The sequence below is a fragment of the Alteromonas sp. MMG017 genome, from assembly GCF_018100795.1.
In the GTDB taxonomy this organism is placed as follows: domain Bacteria; phylum Pseudomonadota; class Gammaproteobacteria; order Enterobacterales; family Alteromonadaceae; genus Alteromonas.
In genome coordinates, this window is sequence record NZ_JAGJDY010000004.1 from 311103 (window position 1) to 326332 (window position 15230).

Sequence of the window (15230 nt, forward strand, 5' to 3'; positions counted from 1 at the left end):
GTTAGCCGTTCGATAACTCGCTATATATGCAAAAAATCGTGCAATATATCGTGCAATGTAACGACCACCAATTTAAGTATGACGCGGTGGCGCTAACTATGACGCGGTGGCGCACGACGTCGTTCGCGCTGCACTTTAAATACCGCAAAGTGATTTAACAGGTATTGCCCAAACTTATACATTAATAAGCCAATCACGAGATATCCTGCCGTTATTAGGCTGTCCATACGTACTACAATATCAAGCAAGCCGTACAGCACCATTAACGCGCCCGTTAAAAACAGCATGAAACCAGCAATAGTGCCACCCATTGAACTGTTAGTTGCAGCTTGGCGCCTGTCTACAGGCTTCTTTTCCATCTTTCGTGCATCATCTTCCATTCGAGTTTCCCGCTCATTAGCCGGTTGTTATTTATACTGCGACAACAACCTAAAGGTTTATGTTCAATATTTGCACAAAGTGGTTTAAATGAGAGATTTCGACGCATTTGTTTATTGCGTTCTATTAATTCACCCACATACACTAGCCATAAGATTTCAATTTAGCTAAATAATTGTGAAAACACCACTGATAACACGAAAAGGATATTTGAAGCTAAAACAGGAGCTTGACCATTTGTGGCGGGAAGAAAGGCCCGAAATCACACGAAAGGTCACGTGGGCTGCTAGCTTAGGCGATCGTAGTGAAAACGCAGATTACCAATATAATAAGAAAAAACTACGTGAAATCGATAGGCGAGTACGTTATTTACGTAAGTGTTTGGAAAACCTAAAAGTCGTGGATTATAGCCCCCAGCAGGAAAATAAAGTTTATTTTGGTGCTTGGGTAGAAATTGAAAATGAACAAGGACAAGTGCTAGAACTTCGCCTTGTGGGTTACGATGAAATATTTGGCCGTCGAGATTACATTTCTATCGACTCTCCTATGGCACGCGCCTTAGTAGGGAAAGAAGAAGATGATGATGTTACGGTAAAAACTGAAACCGACGTAAAAGAATGGTGGATAAACCGTATTTGGTACGATCCCACCGATAAACTGTAATAAAGTTAAAACGTTTTCCATGAATACTGACCATACAATCAGGCTTCTCCTGATCCGTCGCGGTGGTATAATTGCCGCCAGTTATTCCAACTAAAATAAAAGCGGTGTAAAAAGGCTAATGCTAGCCACTACACCCTTATTTGCTATTGCCTAGAGCGTATTATGATTATTAACAAAATTGCCGAAGAACTTGCCGTACAAACTTCCCAAGTCAGTGCCGCGGTTAAGCTTCTTGATGAAGGTTCAACGGTGCCGTTTATTGCACGTTACCGAAAAGAAGTAACGCAAGGGCTAGACGACACTCAGTTACGTACGCTTCAGCAACGTCTTACTTACCTTCGTGAACTAGAAGACAGACGCCAAGTCATCTTAAAATCTATTGATGAACAAGGAAAACTGTCTGATGAGTTAAAGCGCAATATTACCGGCGCTGACAGTAAGACCACCTTGGAAGACTTATACTTACCCTTCAAGCCTCGTAGACGCACCAAAGGTCAAATCGCCATTGAAGCAGGCCTTGAAGGCTTAGCAGATACCTTATTTGCCAACCCTGACCAATCTATCGACGAATTAGCCGCTGAATATGTTAATGCCGAAAAAGGGATTGCAGATACCAAAGCTGCTCTGGAAGGCGCTCGCTTTATTTTAATGGAACGGTTTGCTGAAGATGCAGCACTGTTAGGTAAAATTCGTAGCTACCTTGTTGAAAACGCGCATATTAAAAGCACAGTAGCAAACGATAAAGCCCAAGAAGCCGTTAAGTACAAAGACTATTTTGAACACAGTGAAAAGTACAAAAACGCGCCTTCACACCGTGCCCTTGCTATGTTTCGTGGTCGTAACGAAGGCATGTTGAACATTCAACTGGATGCCGACCCACAGCAAGATGACGCCAGTGCGCCTTCTCACTGTGAACACCTTATTGCTAGCCACTACAATATTATGCACCGCAACCGCCCTGCTGATGATTTCCTAGCGCAAGTAGTGCAGTGGACGTGGAAGATTAAAATCGCCTTACACATGGAAACTGAGCTATTCAGTGGTCTTCGTGAGCGCGCTGAAGAAGAAGCGATTGAGGTGTTTGCCAAGAACCTTAACGACTTGCTAATGGCCGCGCCAGCTGGCGCTAAGACCACCATGGGGCTTGATCCTGGCCTTCGTACGGGTGTGAAAGTGGCTATCGTAGATAAAACTGGCAAAGTTGTCGCTAAAAATACCATTTTCCCCCATGCGCCCCAGAATCAGTGGGATAAGTCACTGCGTACCCTCACCACCGTGTGCAAGCAGTATAAAGTTGAGCTTATCAGTATCGGTAATGGTACAGGCTCTCGTGAAACCGATAAGCTTGTAGGGGAAATGCTTAAAAATAACCCTGAGCTAGGCGCACAAAAAATCATGGTTAGCGAAGCTGGCGCCTCGGTTTACTCAGCCTCAGAATTAGCCTCAAACGAACTACCTGATTTAGACGTGTCTATTCGTGGCGCAGTGTCCATTGCTCGCCGTTTACAAGACCCGCTAGCCGAGCTTGTAAAAATTGAGCCTAAAGCTATTGGTGTGGGCCAATATCAGCATGATGTAAGCCAAAGCCAGTTAGGTAAATCGCTCGACCGTGTTATTGAAGACTGTGTGAACGCCGTAGGCGTAGATTTAAATACGGCATCACCGGCACTGCTTAGTTACGTATCAGGACTAAACAAGACCTTAGCAAATAACATTGTGCAATTTAGAGACACCAATGGTGCCTTCGGCGATAGAAAAGCATTAATGAAAGTAGAGCGTTTGGGGCCAAAAGCCTTCGAACAAGCCGCTGGATTCCTACGTATCGTAAATGGCAGTAACCCGCTAGATGCGTCTGCGGTTCACCCCGAAGCTTACCCTGTGGTAGATAAAATTGTGGATACGGCCGCGGTTGCGGTAAACGATCTTATCGGTAACACAGAGCTACTGAAAACCTTATCGCCTGATACCTTTACCAGTGACGCTTTCGGTTTACCCACGGTAAAAGATATTTTGAGCGAACTTGATAAGCCAGGGCGAGATCCTCGACCAGAATTTAAAACTGCCACCTTTAAAGAAGGTGTGGAGACCATTAAAGATCTTACTCCAGGTATGATTTTAGAGGGCGTTGTGAGCAACGTTGCGAACTTTGGTGCTTTTGTTGATGTAGGTGTTCACCAAGATGGTTTAGTGCATATTTCAGCGCTCACCAACAAGTTCATTTCAGACCCACGGGATGTAGTGAAAGCAGGGGACATTGTTAAGGTTAAAGTACTTGAGGTAGACGTAGCACGTAAGCGTATATCCTTTACTATGCGACTAGAAGATACACCGACCTCGTCAAACCAGTCGGGCAAAAGCAATAACAGTAATGGCGCTGCTAACGCAAAGTCAAATGGGAATCCTCGTGCTAACAATGGGTCTCAGCGTGGAAACCCTCGCGCAGATAAGTCAAACAAGCGTGGTGGCGGACAAAACCAGCAGCAAAACAGTGCTATGGGTAACGCCTTTGCCGATGCGTTCGCTAAAGCAAAGAAATAACGCCTAACATTATTGTTTACACCAGCAATCATTATTTTAAAGTCAGCATTTTAAAGCCAGCATGCATGCTGGCTTTTCTGTATTTGCACAGTGGAAGTTTATATTTTTGAAAGTAGCAGTGTTAAGAATACGGGTTATTGGCAGTGAGCGTTAAGTACCAGGCCCTAAGCGCTAGCGGAAAAACCTTCACGGACTGGTGTATAGGCTTGGGTGTAGAAATTTTGAATGCGACCAATACGGGCTGAGTTAGCTTGGCTTTCCTGAGCTTCATTGCCAAAGGCTAATGAGCGCGTATCAAAACCACCACCAATCTCGTTTGAAGTTTCACTGGCAGCGCTTTGTATTCCTTGGCTCGCGGCGCTTTGTAAGCCTTGACTTCCGGCGCTTTGCTCAGCCGTTTGCGCTTGTAAAACGGCTTCGTCTAACGCCCGAGTAGGGCGTTCGACACCGGCATTATCGGTAATTTCATCAATGTCAGGTGGCGTGATCTCTGATGCGCTTGGCGCTACCGATGACGTAGCAGCGTTGTCTTCAGCAATTTCGCTACGAGCTTCAAAAGATTTTTGCGTCGCTTCTGCTGCCACTTTTAAGTCTTGCGCCGAAGGCTCAGCAGGGGCGAGTGCCGCAGCACGTACTTGCTGCATTTTTTGAAGGGTTTCTTCAGGGCTATTTAGCTCAGAAATATCAATAGACACTTCACCATCGGTAACATAACGTTTGTTATCTGGCCCAGTGGTATATTCATATTGCGGCGATCCAGCGTATTGCCCACCCGCAGCGGCGTGCGCCTGCTCGTGAGTACGGACTTCTTGATCACGCGCCTCTAAGTTGCTTATTTCTTGCTGTTCTTCTTCTGTTTGCTGTTCAGGCTGTAAGGCTTGCTCACCAGAAGCTTGCTGATTTGATTCCTGTTGATCGCGAGCATTCTGTTTGCCGGCGCTTTCATCAGAGCCATTGTCTTTTTGTTCGCCAAACACGCTTTCAAACGCGCTTTGCAGTTCAGTTTGGATTTGGGGGCGATCGTAGGTAACAGGCGCAGGCGTTTGTCCCGGATTACGAGCTTTGTCAGTGTCCGAACCTAGGCCTTTTTGCGACGCCCCTTTCTCTGCATCCCCCGACTGAGGAATAGTTTCACGTAATACGTTGTCTCGTCTTGCAGACTCAGTATTAACGTTTGCAGTAGGGTACGCTATGGCCGTAAGGATAGGGGTAACAATGTTCACATTACACTCCTACACGACTACGCTAACGTATCAATAATGGTGCCTATGGTGTCATTAGCCACATCAAGTACCTTGGCAGAAGCCTGGGCATTAATACTGTTGATTTTCAGTGACAACAGATTTGTGGTGACATCATCCTGTGGAGTGGGAAGTATGTTGCGTATATTCTGTAAACTCTGGGTGGCAGAATTGGCTAAAACAGCCTGCGGATCACGCTCTGCGCTTGTGGTTTGCTGGGCAATATTAGACGCAGCCTGCATTATACCATTACTGGCATTCTGCAAACCGAATTGTCCGGACAAAATTGCCGAATTTATATTGTTGCTATTTACACCTGATATACCAGACATACACTACCTCTACACTCTCATGTGCAATTATTAACCAAATTGCAGAAAATGAAAAGGTCTGTACCGCTCATACACCTTAACTGGCTGTGAAAACGAGCAATATTTTTTCCTCGCGCCTATGTTTTGGCTAGCGAGAAACTAGGGCTTATCCACTAACGTACGCTACACATTACCTAAACGCGGCCTAAAAGCATCGGGTCACGATGCTTTTTGTTGGTACACGCTTGATGCAAAACTAAACAAAATATCGGCGCTTTGCTGAGGGTGAGAAATAAAAGGCGCATGCGCTGCATGGGGCAATACCACGGTATCGGCTTGAGGGTGTAACTCACAAATACGATCTATACCACTGGTAGGCACTAGGCTATCTAAACGACCGTAAAGTCGTAGGGTTGGCACCGTTATGCGGCCAATGTCTTGGCGTAAATCTTCTGTGGAAAGAATTCTTAAACCTTGTTTCAGCGCGTGCTGGTCAGGTTCAGGGTATTCACTGATATGCCCACGAATGGCTTTGATGTCTTGGCGGGCCGTATCACTTCCCATTGCTTGAATGGCTAAAAAGCGTTCTAGCGTTCTATTGTAGTTACTCTCTAACTGACTTTCGAACATGGCCAGTAAATCACCTGCAATGCCAGGCCAGCAGGGGCCAGCGATGAATCGCGGTGTAGAGGCTATTGTCACTAAACCTTTAAGAGCTAACCCTTTACTGCCACCAAGTAAGGCTAGTCGTTGCGCCACCAAACCGCCTAAAGACCAGCCTACGACAATACTTTTTGGTGGAATGTAAGGCGCTATCATTTGTGCTAAAGACTCAGCGCTATAAGGAGAAGGCACATGCTGAGCGTTTTCGCCGAAACCGGGGAGATCAATAGTGGTAACTCGAAAGCTATTGGTTAAATAGGGAATAAACGAGGTAAATGCGCCGCTATTCATACCCCAACCGTGAAGGAAAACCAGATCGTTTCCTGTACCTTGAGTTCGGGTGACAAGTGGTGTGTTTGTATGCAAATCTTTCACTGTATACATCCTTTGGCTGTTGCATGAAGAAGCAAACCTAATAGGCTGCCATGTATGCATGATTACCCATTATCTCAAAAAATGCTTAAAGACACGTTATCGTACTGTAGCTACATGCGAGAAAAAGCTACTTAACATAAGAATTCAAAAATTCACGTACTATGAATCTTTCATGCTTACTATGTTATCAGGCAAGTCCTACGCCAGTATGTCATTGGTGTGAACGTGATATGTTTTTTTTCTCAGCCAAAGAACACGGTTATAATTTACTGTCCTTTGGGCCAGTGGGTCGGCACGTTAAGCATAGTAGCTATAACGGGCTATCTGTACTGGCTTTACATACTTATCCAATAACCACCTTAATTCATGGCTTTAAGTTTCAACACTCACTGACTTCGGGGAAGGTATTAGCCACGTGGTTTGTCGGTAAACAGCAACACTTAGCTCAGCATACACCGCAGGTATCTCACACCACTGCGCAACTTCTCTTACCAGTGCCATTAAGCCCTTGGCGACTGGCAACGCGGCATTATAATCAGGCTGCAGTGCTCGCTAAATCCATTGGCAGTGCACTGAATATTCCCATTTGCACCAATTGGGCGATTCGACAAGGTATGTCTGCCCAGCATCATTTAGGAAAAGCACAGAGGCTACAACATGCTAAGCAGGTGTTTTCATTAACGCCACAGTGTATTGATCAATTAGTCGCTTCTAACCCTGCTCTTAAATGCATCGCTATAGTGGATGATGTTATCACTACCGGTGTCACGGTAAATGCTCTGGCGAGCTTATTGAGAGCTCGCTATCCACAACTGAGTATTCTAGTGTGGGCAATGACTTTTACCCCGCCCCCAAAAAGCTCATTACTGACGGCAAGAATGGCAGCAAAAGTGCAGGCAAGGTAGCCGAAACGACTACCGTTACCTCTTATTATCTAATCAAAGTTAGCTATTTAAGCATTAGCTAAATGAAAACCAGTTACTTAAGAAAGCCAGACTGATAAATGGCATTACTTAACATTTTGTTCGTGCCGTACCAATACCCTCGAAATTGCGTATTGTCGGTAAATCCAATCACCACACCTTTACCTTGCTTTGTGGTTATCACAGCAGGGGTTTCGGCAATAAGTTTCACCAGCTTTTCATCACTGAACCCAGCCAGTAATGGCGCAAAGGTATAACGCGCTGGCGTAGTGAATGGCGTGTAGTAATTGTTCACCACCATATTGCTGGTTTTAAACATTGGCAGCGTGGTGTCGGTATAACCGTAAAAAAGTGGATGGGTAATATCAATTTCCGCTTCATAAACCGCGCCTGCCACTAACTTTCTTGCATATAGCGCCGATTTATCGCCAAAAGAAAGCTTATCTTCGTCAAACTTACTGTCAATTTCTTCTTGTTTTAAAATATCAGCGTTTAACCATTCGTTGGCCGCAAAATAACGTAGCGCAGATTTTTGTCCAATTAACACACCGCCATTTTCAACCCAAGTAGACAGTGCATCTCTCGTGTCATTCGATAGCGAATAGCGGCCGCTGGCAAACACAATATGGGTATAGCCTGACTGTAGGGCATTGCCTAGCTTTTGTTGCTCCACAATACTAACCGGCAGCCCCACTCGAGTATCAAAATAGTGCCACATTTCCCCCACTTCATACTGACTTGTGCCCTCGCCTCCCACTAACAGCACTTTAGGCGCTGAAATAGGCTGTATTGAGCGGCTTCCAATATCACTGCCTGTTGGCGTTAACCCACTGGCTAGTGCGTAAACCGGAATATTTAATGCACTAGCGTGTTCCGTCAATAGGCTAAGTAAGTTATCAGGCTGTGCTAATCCTGTAGGAATAACGATGCTTCCTGAGGTAAATGTATGACGCTGATTATTAACAAGCTTAGCTTCAAACGCATTTTCGCTACTTCTTACACTTACCCCTGCTTCCAATAACGATTGAAGCAACGCAGGCGCGTAGTAATCGTTCCATGAAAAGGCGTATGCATAGGCATTAGCAGGTAACGAATCGCTAAGTTCTGGCATTACCAATTTTGCATTGGCAGCCGTTTTTACGCTTCGCGCATCACGCTTTTCAACCGCTTCAAACGGCAAATTAAATGCCATCGCCATGTTCCACGATGACACATCGTAGAAGGTGTTATTTTCGAACGAGGTTTGGGTTGAGAATATAGATGTAATAAGTCGATACTGCGCTTGGGCAACAGGAATGTAGATAGCACGATTGGCACTAAAAGTTTGCTTGCCTATTTCGGAATCTTTGCTGACAACGTCGAACTTAATATTGTGCTGTTTAAGCAGCGACAACATAGCGTTAAACCTACCGCTATCATTCGATTCACCCACAATGTAACCGCTTATATCGCCGTCTTTTGCTAGTGTTTGCGTGTCTTTAACAAAAGCAGACTGATAATCTAAGATAGCTGGTTTATTGGCAAGGGCACCTTCAAAGGTACTCAACGACGTTGTAATTTGATTCGATATGGTAGTAGAAAATGCCAATGGGCCATTGATAGATTCTTGCAAATGTCCGCGAGAGCTCGCTTGTTCGAATAAAATACCTATGCTGCCATGTAAATCAGGGTAGGTACTGCCCTTACCGGCATAAAAGTCGTCGAATGCCTCTTCCGAGAAATACAGCTTCCCTTGTTTATCAAAAGCTTTGGCATGATAAGCCGCTAACGCTTCCGTTAAGGTTACGTTTTCATCTGGCGTGATCGGGTTTTTGCGCGAACGGACACCTGGCTGAAAAAAGTAAGTGCTATCGGTGCCCATTTCATGAAAGTCGGTAAGAATATGCGGGCGCCAGCGGTGAAATTGTTTAATACGTGCTTGAGACTCAGGGTGAGCCAACAACAACCAGTCACGATTTAAGTCAAACCAATAGTGGTTCGTGCGCCCTGATGGCCAGCCTTCATCATGCTCACGGGTATTACTATCCGCAACAAGTTGCTTTCCTTTGTGCATATTGGCCCATTGCGCGAAACGAGATAACCCATCGGGGTTGAAAGATGGGTCTAACAGCACAATATTGTTGTTCAGTAGTGCATCGATGGGCGCGCCTTGCCCAGCAGCGAGGTAATACGCTAGGGCTAATGCAGCATTAGAGCCTGAAGGTTCATTACCGTGAATGCTGTAGCCCATATAAAAAATGAGTGGCGCACCCGCTTTGACTTTATTGCCAGAATTCATGGCATCGATATGCGCGGTACGCATGCTTTCTATGTTAGGGCGATTCGATGGCGCAGTAATGGTAAGTAGCAACAACTCACGATTTTCATGGGTTCTGCCGGTGACTTCTAATGAAATACGGTCGGAATGGTCAGCCAGTACACGCATGTAGTGTGTAAGTTGATCATGACGTACGTGCCATTGACCAATGTTCGCACCCAGTACTGATTCTGGCGTAGGAATATCTGGGTTATAGGTCACATCGGTTGGTAAATAGGCCTGAACGGGTTTTCCGCCCTTATCGAGGGTGACCTTATTGGCATTTACCGGAGCAGATACGCACAAGGCGGTTAACACTACAAATGGCGCAAGCCATTTTGGGAAATTCGAGATTGTGGCGGTGCGAACCAAAGTTGCGAGCATAGTGATTTCCGTCTTGTCGTTATGCGGTTACATCGAAACTAGATGCGGTTACATCGAAACTAGTCAATACTTGACTGTTTTAGTCAGGTAAATTTGTTATCATAAACCAAATTTTTAATTAATAGGACTTACTGATGATTACTATATCAGAAGAAGCCCAGGCTCACTTCGTAAAACTGTTGGATAAACAAGAGACTGGCACAAATATTCGTGTATTCGTCGTAAATCCGGGCACATCGAGCGCCGAGTGTGGCGTGTCCTATTGTCCGCCAGATGCTGTTGAAGAAACGGATACTCGCTTAGAGTTCAATGGCTTCAATGCAGTGGTAGATGAAGAAAGTGTTCCATTTTTACATGAAGCAGAAATTGATTATGTTACTGATCAAATGGGCTCACAGCTTACGCTTAAAGCGCCAAATGCTAAAGCACGTAAAGTCGCTGATGACGCGCCATTGGTTGAACGTATAAAATACATGATTGAAGCTGAAATCAATCCTCAACTTGCTAGCCATGGCGGCCAGGTAATGTTGGCTGAACTTACCGAAGATGGCTTTGCTATTCTTCAGTTTGGCGGCGGCTGTAACGGTTGCTCAATGGTTGATGTTACGTTGAAAGACGGCATTGAAAAGCAAATGCTTGAGCAATTTGCTGGGGAATTAAACGGTGTTCGTGATGCCACTGAACATGAAGCCGGTGAGCATTCTTACTACTAAGATGTTGTATCCCACTTATGTTTGATGTGCACAAAAGCTGGCGACGATTTAAATTAGGCCTTGCCTTGTTCGTTGCTGGCGTTGTGCAGCTTTTCGCCATAAGCCATTTTAGCACCTTCCTTTACTATTATTCTCTTACCACTTTGCTTGTAGGCTTTGTTATTGCCATGTCTGGTTATGTAGGCATCTTCATGCAGCGTTTCGCCTTTCTAAAAGACAAGAAAATCCCCCCTAGCTTTAAAGACGATTAGTCGTTTACCTCTCGCTTTTTACACTCATTTTTACCTTACACGCATTTGTTAACACTCTCGTTCAATGACCTTGTACTAGGCTACTAATTACATGTAATCTAGTATTTATAATCTGACATTTGTTGGATGTAACCTAACGTTCATACCCTTTTTCATAGGTGATTTGAGCGTGCTGAATAGAAGGGGCTTGGGATGAAAACCATTGGGCTAATTGGTGGTATGAGTTGGGAGTCGACAGTGAGCTATTATCAAGCGATTAATCGGCTGGTAAATAGTCAACTCGGTGGGCTACACAGTGCAAAAATATGTCTGTACTCGGTTGATTTTGCCGAAATAGAAGTATTTCAGCGCACCGGCGAGTGGGATAAAGCCGCCGATGCGTTAAAGCGCGCCGCACAGTCCTTAGAAGATGCTGGGGCCGACTTTCTACTCATATGTACTAACACCATGCATAAGGTTGCTGCGCAGGTAGCAAGCGCAGTAGCCATTCCGTTACTGCATATTGCCGATGCCACCGGCGTGGCTCTGTGTGAAAACAAGGTCAAAAAGGTGGGCTTGTTAGGTACTCAATTCACCATGGAACAGGCTTTTTATAGCGAACGATTAGCGCAACAGTTTGATTTAGATGTAGTCGTACCAAGCAGTGAAGATAGATTAGTCGTGCATAAGATTATTTATGAGGAATTATGCAAAGGGGTTATTTGTGAAAAATCCCGTGACGCGTATATTGATATTATCAACAAATTAAAAGCACAAGGTGCACAAGCCGTTATTTTAGGCTGTACCGAAATTGCCTTGTTGGTGAAGCAGTCAGACACTGATATGCCTCTTTACGATACAACAGCGCTTCATGCTGCTGAGGCTGTAAAAATGGCGCTAGAATAATCAGATAACAATATTTTGCCTATGAAGAAGGAAATGCTATGTTTAGTCATATAATGATTGGCGCGAACGACATTGAAGCGTCGAAGAAATTTTACGATGCTTCTCTTGCGGTATTTGGATACGATGAAGGCGTTTACGATGAACACGGTCGTGTTTTCTACTTCACCCCGAAAGGTGTATTAGCCCTTACTAAACCAATTAATGGCGAAGCCGCTACCCACGGTAACGGTACTACGATTGGTCTTGCTGCCACGAACCCTGGGCTTGTTGATGAATGGCATAAAGTGGGCGCAGCCAATGGCGGCGTTCCGGTTGAAGATCCTCCCGGCATTCGCGGTACTGAAGAGCGACAGTTGTACCTAGCGTATTTACGTGACCCTTCCGGCAACAAACTATGTGCCACGCACTTCGTTAAGAAATAACCGAGAGTTTATCAGCCTTGAGCTGTTATAAACATCTACGATAAGCTCGTCAGTACCCCACTGGCGGGCGACTACTCAAAATAGGTAAGCAACCATGACACCTACAGAAACAGGCCTTGCTTACGATCAAATTACCCAGCGCTGGACTCGCCCAGAGTTCAATCGTAAAAATGGCGTTGCTCAGCATAAAACTGCCTTATCATTTCTAGACGTTTTTACATCAACAACTGATGCGCCCCCAGCAACGTCGAGCCTCTCGCCCCTAGCCCTTGATGTGGGGTGTGGATGCACAGGTAGATTTATTGATTTACTGCATGACAATAAGTTTGTTGTAGAGGGCATTGATATATCTAAGAAAATGCTGGCGTTAGCCAGAGAAAGGTACCCTAACAACACGTTTTATTTTGATGACATTTGTACCTTCGATTTGCCCCATCAGTACCGCTTCATTAGCGCATGGGACTGCCTGTGGCATGTACCACTGCAAAGCCAAGCAGATGTAATCACTAAACTGTGTAATGCGCTGCAGCCAGGAGGCGTATTTATATTTAGCTGTGGCGGTGTGGATGAACCGGGCGAACACACCAATACCACCATGGGGCCTAAGGTCTATTACGCTTCGCTCGGTATTAATGGCTATGTGCGCCATATTATAGAAGCTGATTGCTTTATTCGGCATATCGAATACGAGCAGCTACCCGAGTTTCATACCTATTTTGTAGTGCAAAAAACAATACCGCAAAAATAGTCGGGTATTTTTTGATTCAACTTTGTATTGTTTGCTTAATCTTCATAACGCTAGTAACGAATGAACCCTTTATATCTTCGTCTTGATAAGGTTGCCGACGCCATTTTAAAAGCGCCCGAGCTTGCCAGTGATCTTAGTCGACTTGCCTCCCTTGCATGTACCTCTGAGTACCATCTTCATCGCGCATTTAACGCAAAGTTTGGTATCAACATTGGTGCCTACGCTAGGCAACTTCGACTGCACGAAAGTGCCTATAAATTAGCGTTTCGGCCTCAAAAACGCATACTGGATATTGCGATAGAAGCAGGGTTTGGGTCACATGAAAGCCATGCCAAAGCCTTTAAAAAGCATTACAACCAGTCGCCTTCAGGCTTTAGAAAGACACCCAATGTTGAAGCACTACATAAAGGTGCACAAATTAGCTCGCTAGTAATATCTAACGAAAAAGGATCTTCGGGACTTATGAACACCTCACATGACAACGCAATTAGCGCGCCTAAAAATGGTACCTCTGAAAATCATCAACTTGATGTGTCAGTTATTCAGTTTCCAGCCTTAGACATTGCGATGATGATGCACATTGGCCCGCCTAGCCACATTATGAGCACGGTGAGTAAATTCATTGCATGGAGAAGAGAAAACAAGCTACCGCCTTCTACCAGCCGCACTTTCAACTTATTGTTTGATGATCCTGGAAACACGCCACATGAATCGTACCGGTTTGGTGTGGCGTGCCAAATTCTTATGCCAAGTAGTACGCCCGTGAGAACAAGCGAAGCTATAGAAACATGCCAATCTACAGATACAAATCATCCAAGCGTTACCACCACTACCATACCGGAAGGATACTGCGCTAAAGTCCGCCATATTGGCACCGATGCAGAATTAGGCGCGGTAGTACACGCCTTATATCACCAGTGGTTACCAGATACGCAATTTGAACTCAGAGACTTTCCCGTTTTTTTAGAGCGTATTCGCTTTTTCCCCGACGTAGCTGCCCATGAAGCCATCACCGATGTATTTCTGCCTATTAAGGCTGCTGAGTAATGTAGCTACTTAGCTTAGTTGGGGGTTGCGTGACTTAGGTTAAATTAGCTGTTACACAATGCATTGCGCTTACTTAGCCGTTCAAAGCTCCAGCCAAGGGTAATACCACGGGCAAGTAAGAACGCGAGCAATGCGTACCATAAGCTGACATTACCGAGGGACTGGGTAAAAAACCACACAGGGAAATATACCGCGATAGCACTAATAATCATGGTATCGCGCATAGAGGATGACTTTGTAAGGCCAACAAATACACCGTCGTACAAAAAACACCAATGTGCCAGTAGCGGCAAAATAACCATTAGTGGAAGGTAGGTTACCGCTGCATTCACAATATTTTGATGCTCAGTGAGCAGACTTATTATGCCGTGCCCGCCAAAAAAGAAGATAGCACTATAGCCTATTGCAAACAGTGATGACCAAAACAAACCTTGGTATGTTCTGCGCTTTATTTCTACGGCGTTGTTTGCGCCTTTCGCTTCGCCCACCAGCGCTTCTACTGCATAGGCGACCCCGTCTAATCCTAGCGCTATTAATACGAAAAACTGCAGTAGAATTGCATTCACCGCCGCCGGCATTTCGCCAAACCGTACACCTTGTATCGTCAAAAACGCTAAGCAGGCTTGTAATGCTAAGTTACGCAGCAGCATGTCAGTATTGAGCTTCATTAATATTTTTCGCGCTGCTCGATTAAACCAGTTCGCTTCTGGGGAAATACCCCGCACCTGTTTTAGCGCAACATACAAAGCCATAAATGCCATGGCGTATTCAGCAATAATACTGGCTAAGGCCACCCCTGCCACCGACATCGACAGTCCAAAAACAAAAGTGATATCTAGCCCAGCATTGACGAGATTACCCACTATCTGGATGACCATCACCGTTCGCGTTTTTTGCTGGCCCACCAAATAGCCGATAAGGGCTAAGTTCAGCATAGCCGCTGGCGCGCCCCACACCCTCACCTGATAGTACTCAGTTAAATGCACCGCTACTGCATCTGATGGGCTCGCCAGTGCTAGCCCAGCTGTGAGTATAGGCTCTTGTAATACAAGTAAACACAGCCCTAAAATTGAGGCGACAGCAAGGGTTTGCCAAAGCACTTTGGCAGAGGATAGTGTGGCATCTTTATGCCCTCTTGCCTGTGCGCTTAACCCCGTTGAAGACATACGTAGAAAACCACACACCCAATAAATTTGGGTAAGAATAAGCGCCCCAACTGCCGCACCAGCTAACATTGCAGGCGCAGACATATGCCCCAAAACAGCCGTATCCACCAAACCTAACAAAGGGGTGGTAATATTGGCCAAAATCATGGGCAGCGCTAATGTGAGTAAGCGTGTATGATCGTGCCAGAACGACTCAGGTTGGCGTAGAGATTGCTTATCTTCTTGC

15 protein-coding genes are annotated in these 15230 nt (G+C 45.3%); 9 read left to right on the plus strand and 6 right to left on the minus strand.

Features of this window, described 5'->3' with window-relative positions; genetic code table 11:
- Nucleotides 1–92 precede the first annotated feature (92 nt).
- Complete coding sequence (locus J8L84_RS08235; protein WP_211070260.1) at nucleotides 93–380, minus strand: hypothetical protein; 288 nt, start codon at nucleotides 378–380, stop codon at nucleotides 93–95.
- Nucleotides 381–555: 175 nt separating this feature from the next.
- Here J8L84_RS08235 and greB point away from each other — a divergent pair, with 175 nt between their 5' ends.
- Nucleotides 556–1041, plus strand: coding sequence for a transcription elongation factor GreB (greB, locus tag J8L84_RS08240; RefSeq protein WP_211070261.1), 486 nt, complete (start codon nucleotides 556–558; stop codon nucleotides 1039–1041).
- A 162-nt stretch (nucleotides 1042–1203) separates the two neighbouring features.
- Entirely contained in the window at nucleotides 1204–3579 is a 2376-nt protein-coding gene (locus tag J8L84_RS08245; RefSeq protein ID WP_211070262.1) for a Tex family protein, read from the plus strand.
- 164 nt (nucleotides 3580–3743) lie between these two features.
- On the opposite strand, the gene J8L84_RS08250 is transcribed toward J8L84_RS08245, so the two are convergent.
- From J8L84_RS08250 to bioH, 3 genes are all read right to left on the minus strand, one after another.
- Entirely contained in the window at nucleotides 3744–4802 is a 1059-nt protein-coding gene (locus tag J8L84_RS08250) for a putative metalloprotease CJM1_0395 family protein (RefSeq protein ID WP_211070263.1), read from the minus strand.
- A 17-nt stretch (nucleotides 4803–4819) separates the two neighbouring features.
- A complete protein-coding gene (locus J8L84_RS08255; RefSeq protein WP_211070264.1) occupies nucleotides 4820–5152 on the minus strand; it encodes a hypothetical protein in 333 nt (110 codons plus the stop codon).
- A 198-nt stretch (nucleotides 5153–5350) separates the two neighbouring features.
- On the minus strand, nucleotides 5351–6169 hold the full coding sequence (gene bioH, locus J8L84_RS08260) for a pimeloyl-ACP methyl ester esterase BioH (protein ID WP_211070265.1): 819 nt from the start codon (nucleotides 6167–6169) through the stop codon (nucleotides 5351–5353).
- Between the two features lie 230 nt (nucleotides 6170–6399).
- Here bioH and J8L84_RS08265 point away from each other — a divergent pair, with 230 nt between their 5' ends.
- Nucleotides 6400–7074 (plus strand): ComF family protein, encoded by a 675-nt coding sequence (locus tag J8L84_RS08265; RefSeq protein ID WP_247670643.1) that lies wholly within the window; start codon nucleotides 6400–6402, stop codon nucleotides 7072–7074.
- A gap of 73 nt (nucleotides 7075–7147) precedes the next feature.
- On the opposite strand, the gene J8L84_RS08270 is transcribed toward J8L84_RS08265, so the two are convergent.
- Entirely contained in the window at nucleotides 7148–9772 is a 2625-nt protein-coding gene (locus tag J8L84_RS08270) for a M14 family metallopeptidase (protein ID WP_211070267.1), read from the minus strand.
- A 134-nt stretch (nucleotides 9773–9906) separates the two neighbouring features.
- Between J8L84_RS08270 and nfuA the strand changes: the two genes are divergently transcribed.
- The 6 genes from nfuA (at nucleotide 9907) to J8L84_RS08300 (ending at nucleotide 13838) form a co-directional block, all read left to right on the plus strand.
- Nucleotides 9907–10485 (plus strand): Fe-S biogenesis protein NfuA, encoded by a 579-nt coding sequence (gene nfuA, locus J8L84_RS08275; protein WP_057795196.1) that lies wholly within the window; start codon nucleotides 9907–9909, stop codon nucleotides 10483–10485.
- Between the two features lie 17 nt (nucleotides 10486–10502).
- Complete coding sequence (locus J8L84_RS08280; RefSeq protein ID WP_211070268.1) at nucleotides 10503–10736, plus strand: hypothetical protein; 234 nt, start codon at nucleotides 10503–10505, stop codon at nucleotides 10734–10736.
- Nucleotides 10737–10928: 192 nt separating this feature from the next.
- Entirely contained in the window at nucleotides 10929–11621 is a 693-nt protein-coding gene (locus J8L84_RS08285) for an aspartate/glutamate racemase family protein (RefSeq protein ID WP_211070269.1), read from the plus strand.
- Nucleotides 11622–11659: 38 nt separating this feature from the next.
- Entirely contained in the window at nucleotides 11660–12043 is a 384-nt protein-coding gene (locus tag J8L84_RS08290) for a VOC family protein (protein WP_211070270.1), read from the plus strand.
- A 94-nt stretch (nucleotides 12044–12137) separates the two neighbouring features.
- Complete coding sequence (locus J8L84_RS08295) at nucleotides 12138–12791, plus strand: class I SAM-dependent methyltransferase (RefSeq protein WP_211070271.1); 654 nt, start codon at nucleotides 12138–12140, stop codon at nucleotides 12789–12791.
- A gap of 60 nt (nucleotides 12792–12851) precedes the next feature.
- On the plus strand, nucleotides 12852–13838 hold the full coding sequence (locus J8L84_RS08300) for a GyrI-like domain-containing protein (protein ID WP_211070272.1): 987 nt from the start codon (nucleotides 12852–12854) through the stop codon (nucleotides 13836–13838).
- Between the two features lie 44 nt (nucleotides 13839–13882).
- Here the strand turns inward: J8L84_RS08300 and J8L84_RS08305 are convergent, their stop codons facing one another.
- Nucleotides 13883–15151 carry an MATE family efflux transporter gene (locus J8L84_RS08305; protein WP_247670665.1) on the minus strand — a complete coding sequence of 423 codons (1269 nt, stop codon included), beginning with the start codon at nucleotides 15149–15151 and terminating at the stop codon, nucleotides 13883–13885.
- Nucleotides 15152–15230: the final 79 nt, after the last annotated feature.

Coding starts and splice junctions, on each gene's coding strand:
- J8L84_RS08235 (WP_211070260.1), bottom strand. CDS start 380: ATGGAAGATGATGCACGAAAGATGGAAAAGAAGCCTGTAGACAGGCGC.
- J8L84_RS08245 (WP_211070262.1), top strand. CDS start 1,204: ATGATTATTAACAAAATTGCCGAAGAACTTGCCGTACAAACTTCCCAA.
- J8L84_RS08255 (WP_211070264.1), bottom strand. CDS start 5,152: ATGTCTGGTATATCAGGTGTAAATAGCAACAATATAAATTCGGCAATT.
- J8L84_RS08265 (WP_247670643.1), top strand. CDS start 6,400: ATGTTTTTTTTCTCAGCCAAAGAACACGGTTATAATTTACTGTCCTTT.
- J8L84_RS08270 (WP_211070267.1), bottom strand. CDS start 9,772: ATGCTCGCAACTTTGGTTCGCACCGCCACAATCTCGAATTTCCCAAAA.
- nfuA (WP_057795196.1), top strand. CDS start 9,907: ATGATTACTATATCAGAAGAAGCCCAGGCTCACTTCGTAAAACTGTTG.
- J8L84_RS08280 (WP_211070268.1), top strand. CDS start 10,503: ATGTTTGATGTGCACAAAAGCTGGCGACGATTTAAATTAGGCCTTGCC.
- J8L84_RS08285 (WP_211070269.1), top strand. CDS start 10,929: ATGAAAACCATTGGGCTAATTGGTGGTATGAGTTGGGAGTCGACAGTG.
- J8L84_RS08290 (WP_211070270.1), top strand. CDS start 11,660: ATGTTTAGTCATATAATGATTGGCGCGAACGACATTGAAGCGTCGAAG.
- J8L84_RS08295 (WP_211070271.1), top strand. CDS start 12,138: ATGACACCTACAGAAACAGGCCTTGCTTACGATCAAATTACCCAGCGC.
- J8L84_RS08300 (WP_211070272.1), top strand. CDS start 12,852: ATGAACCCTTTATATCTTCGTCTTGATAAGGTTGCCGACGCCATTTTA.
- J8L84_RS08305 (WP_247670665.1), bottom strand. CDS start 15,151: ATGATTTTGGCCAATATTACCACCCCTTTGTTAGGTTTGGTGGATACG.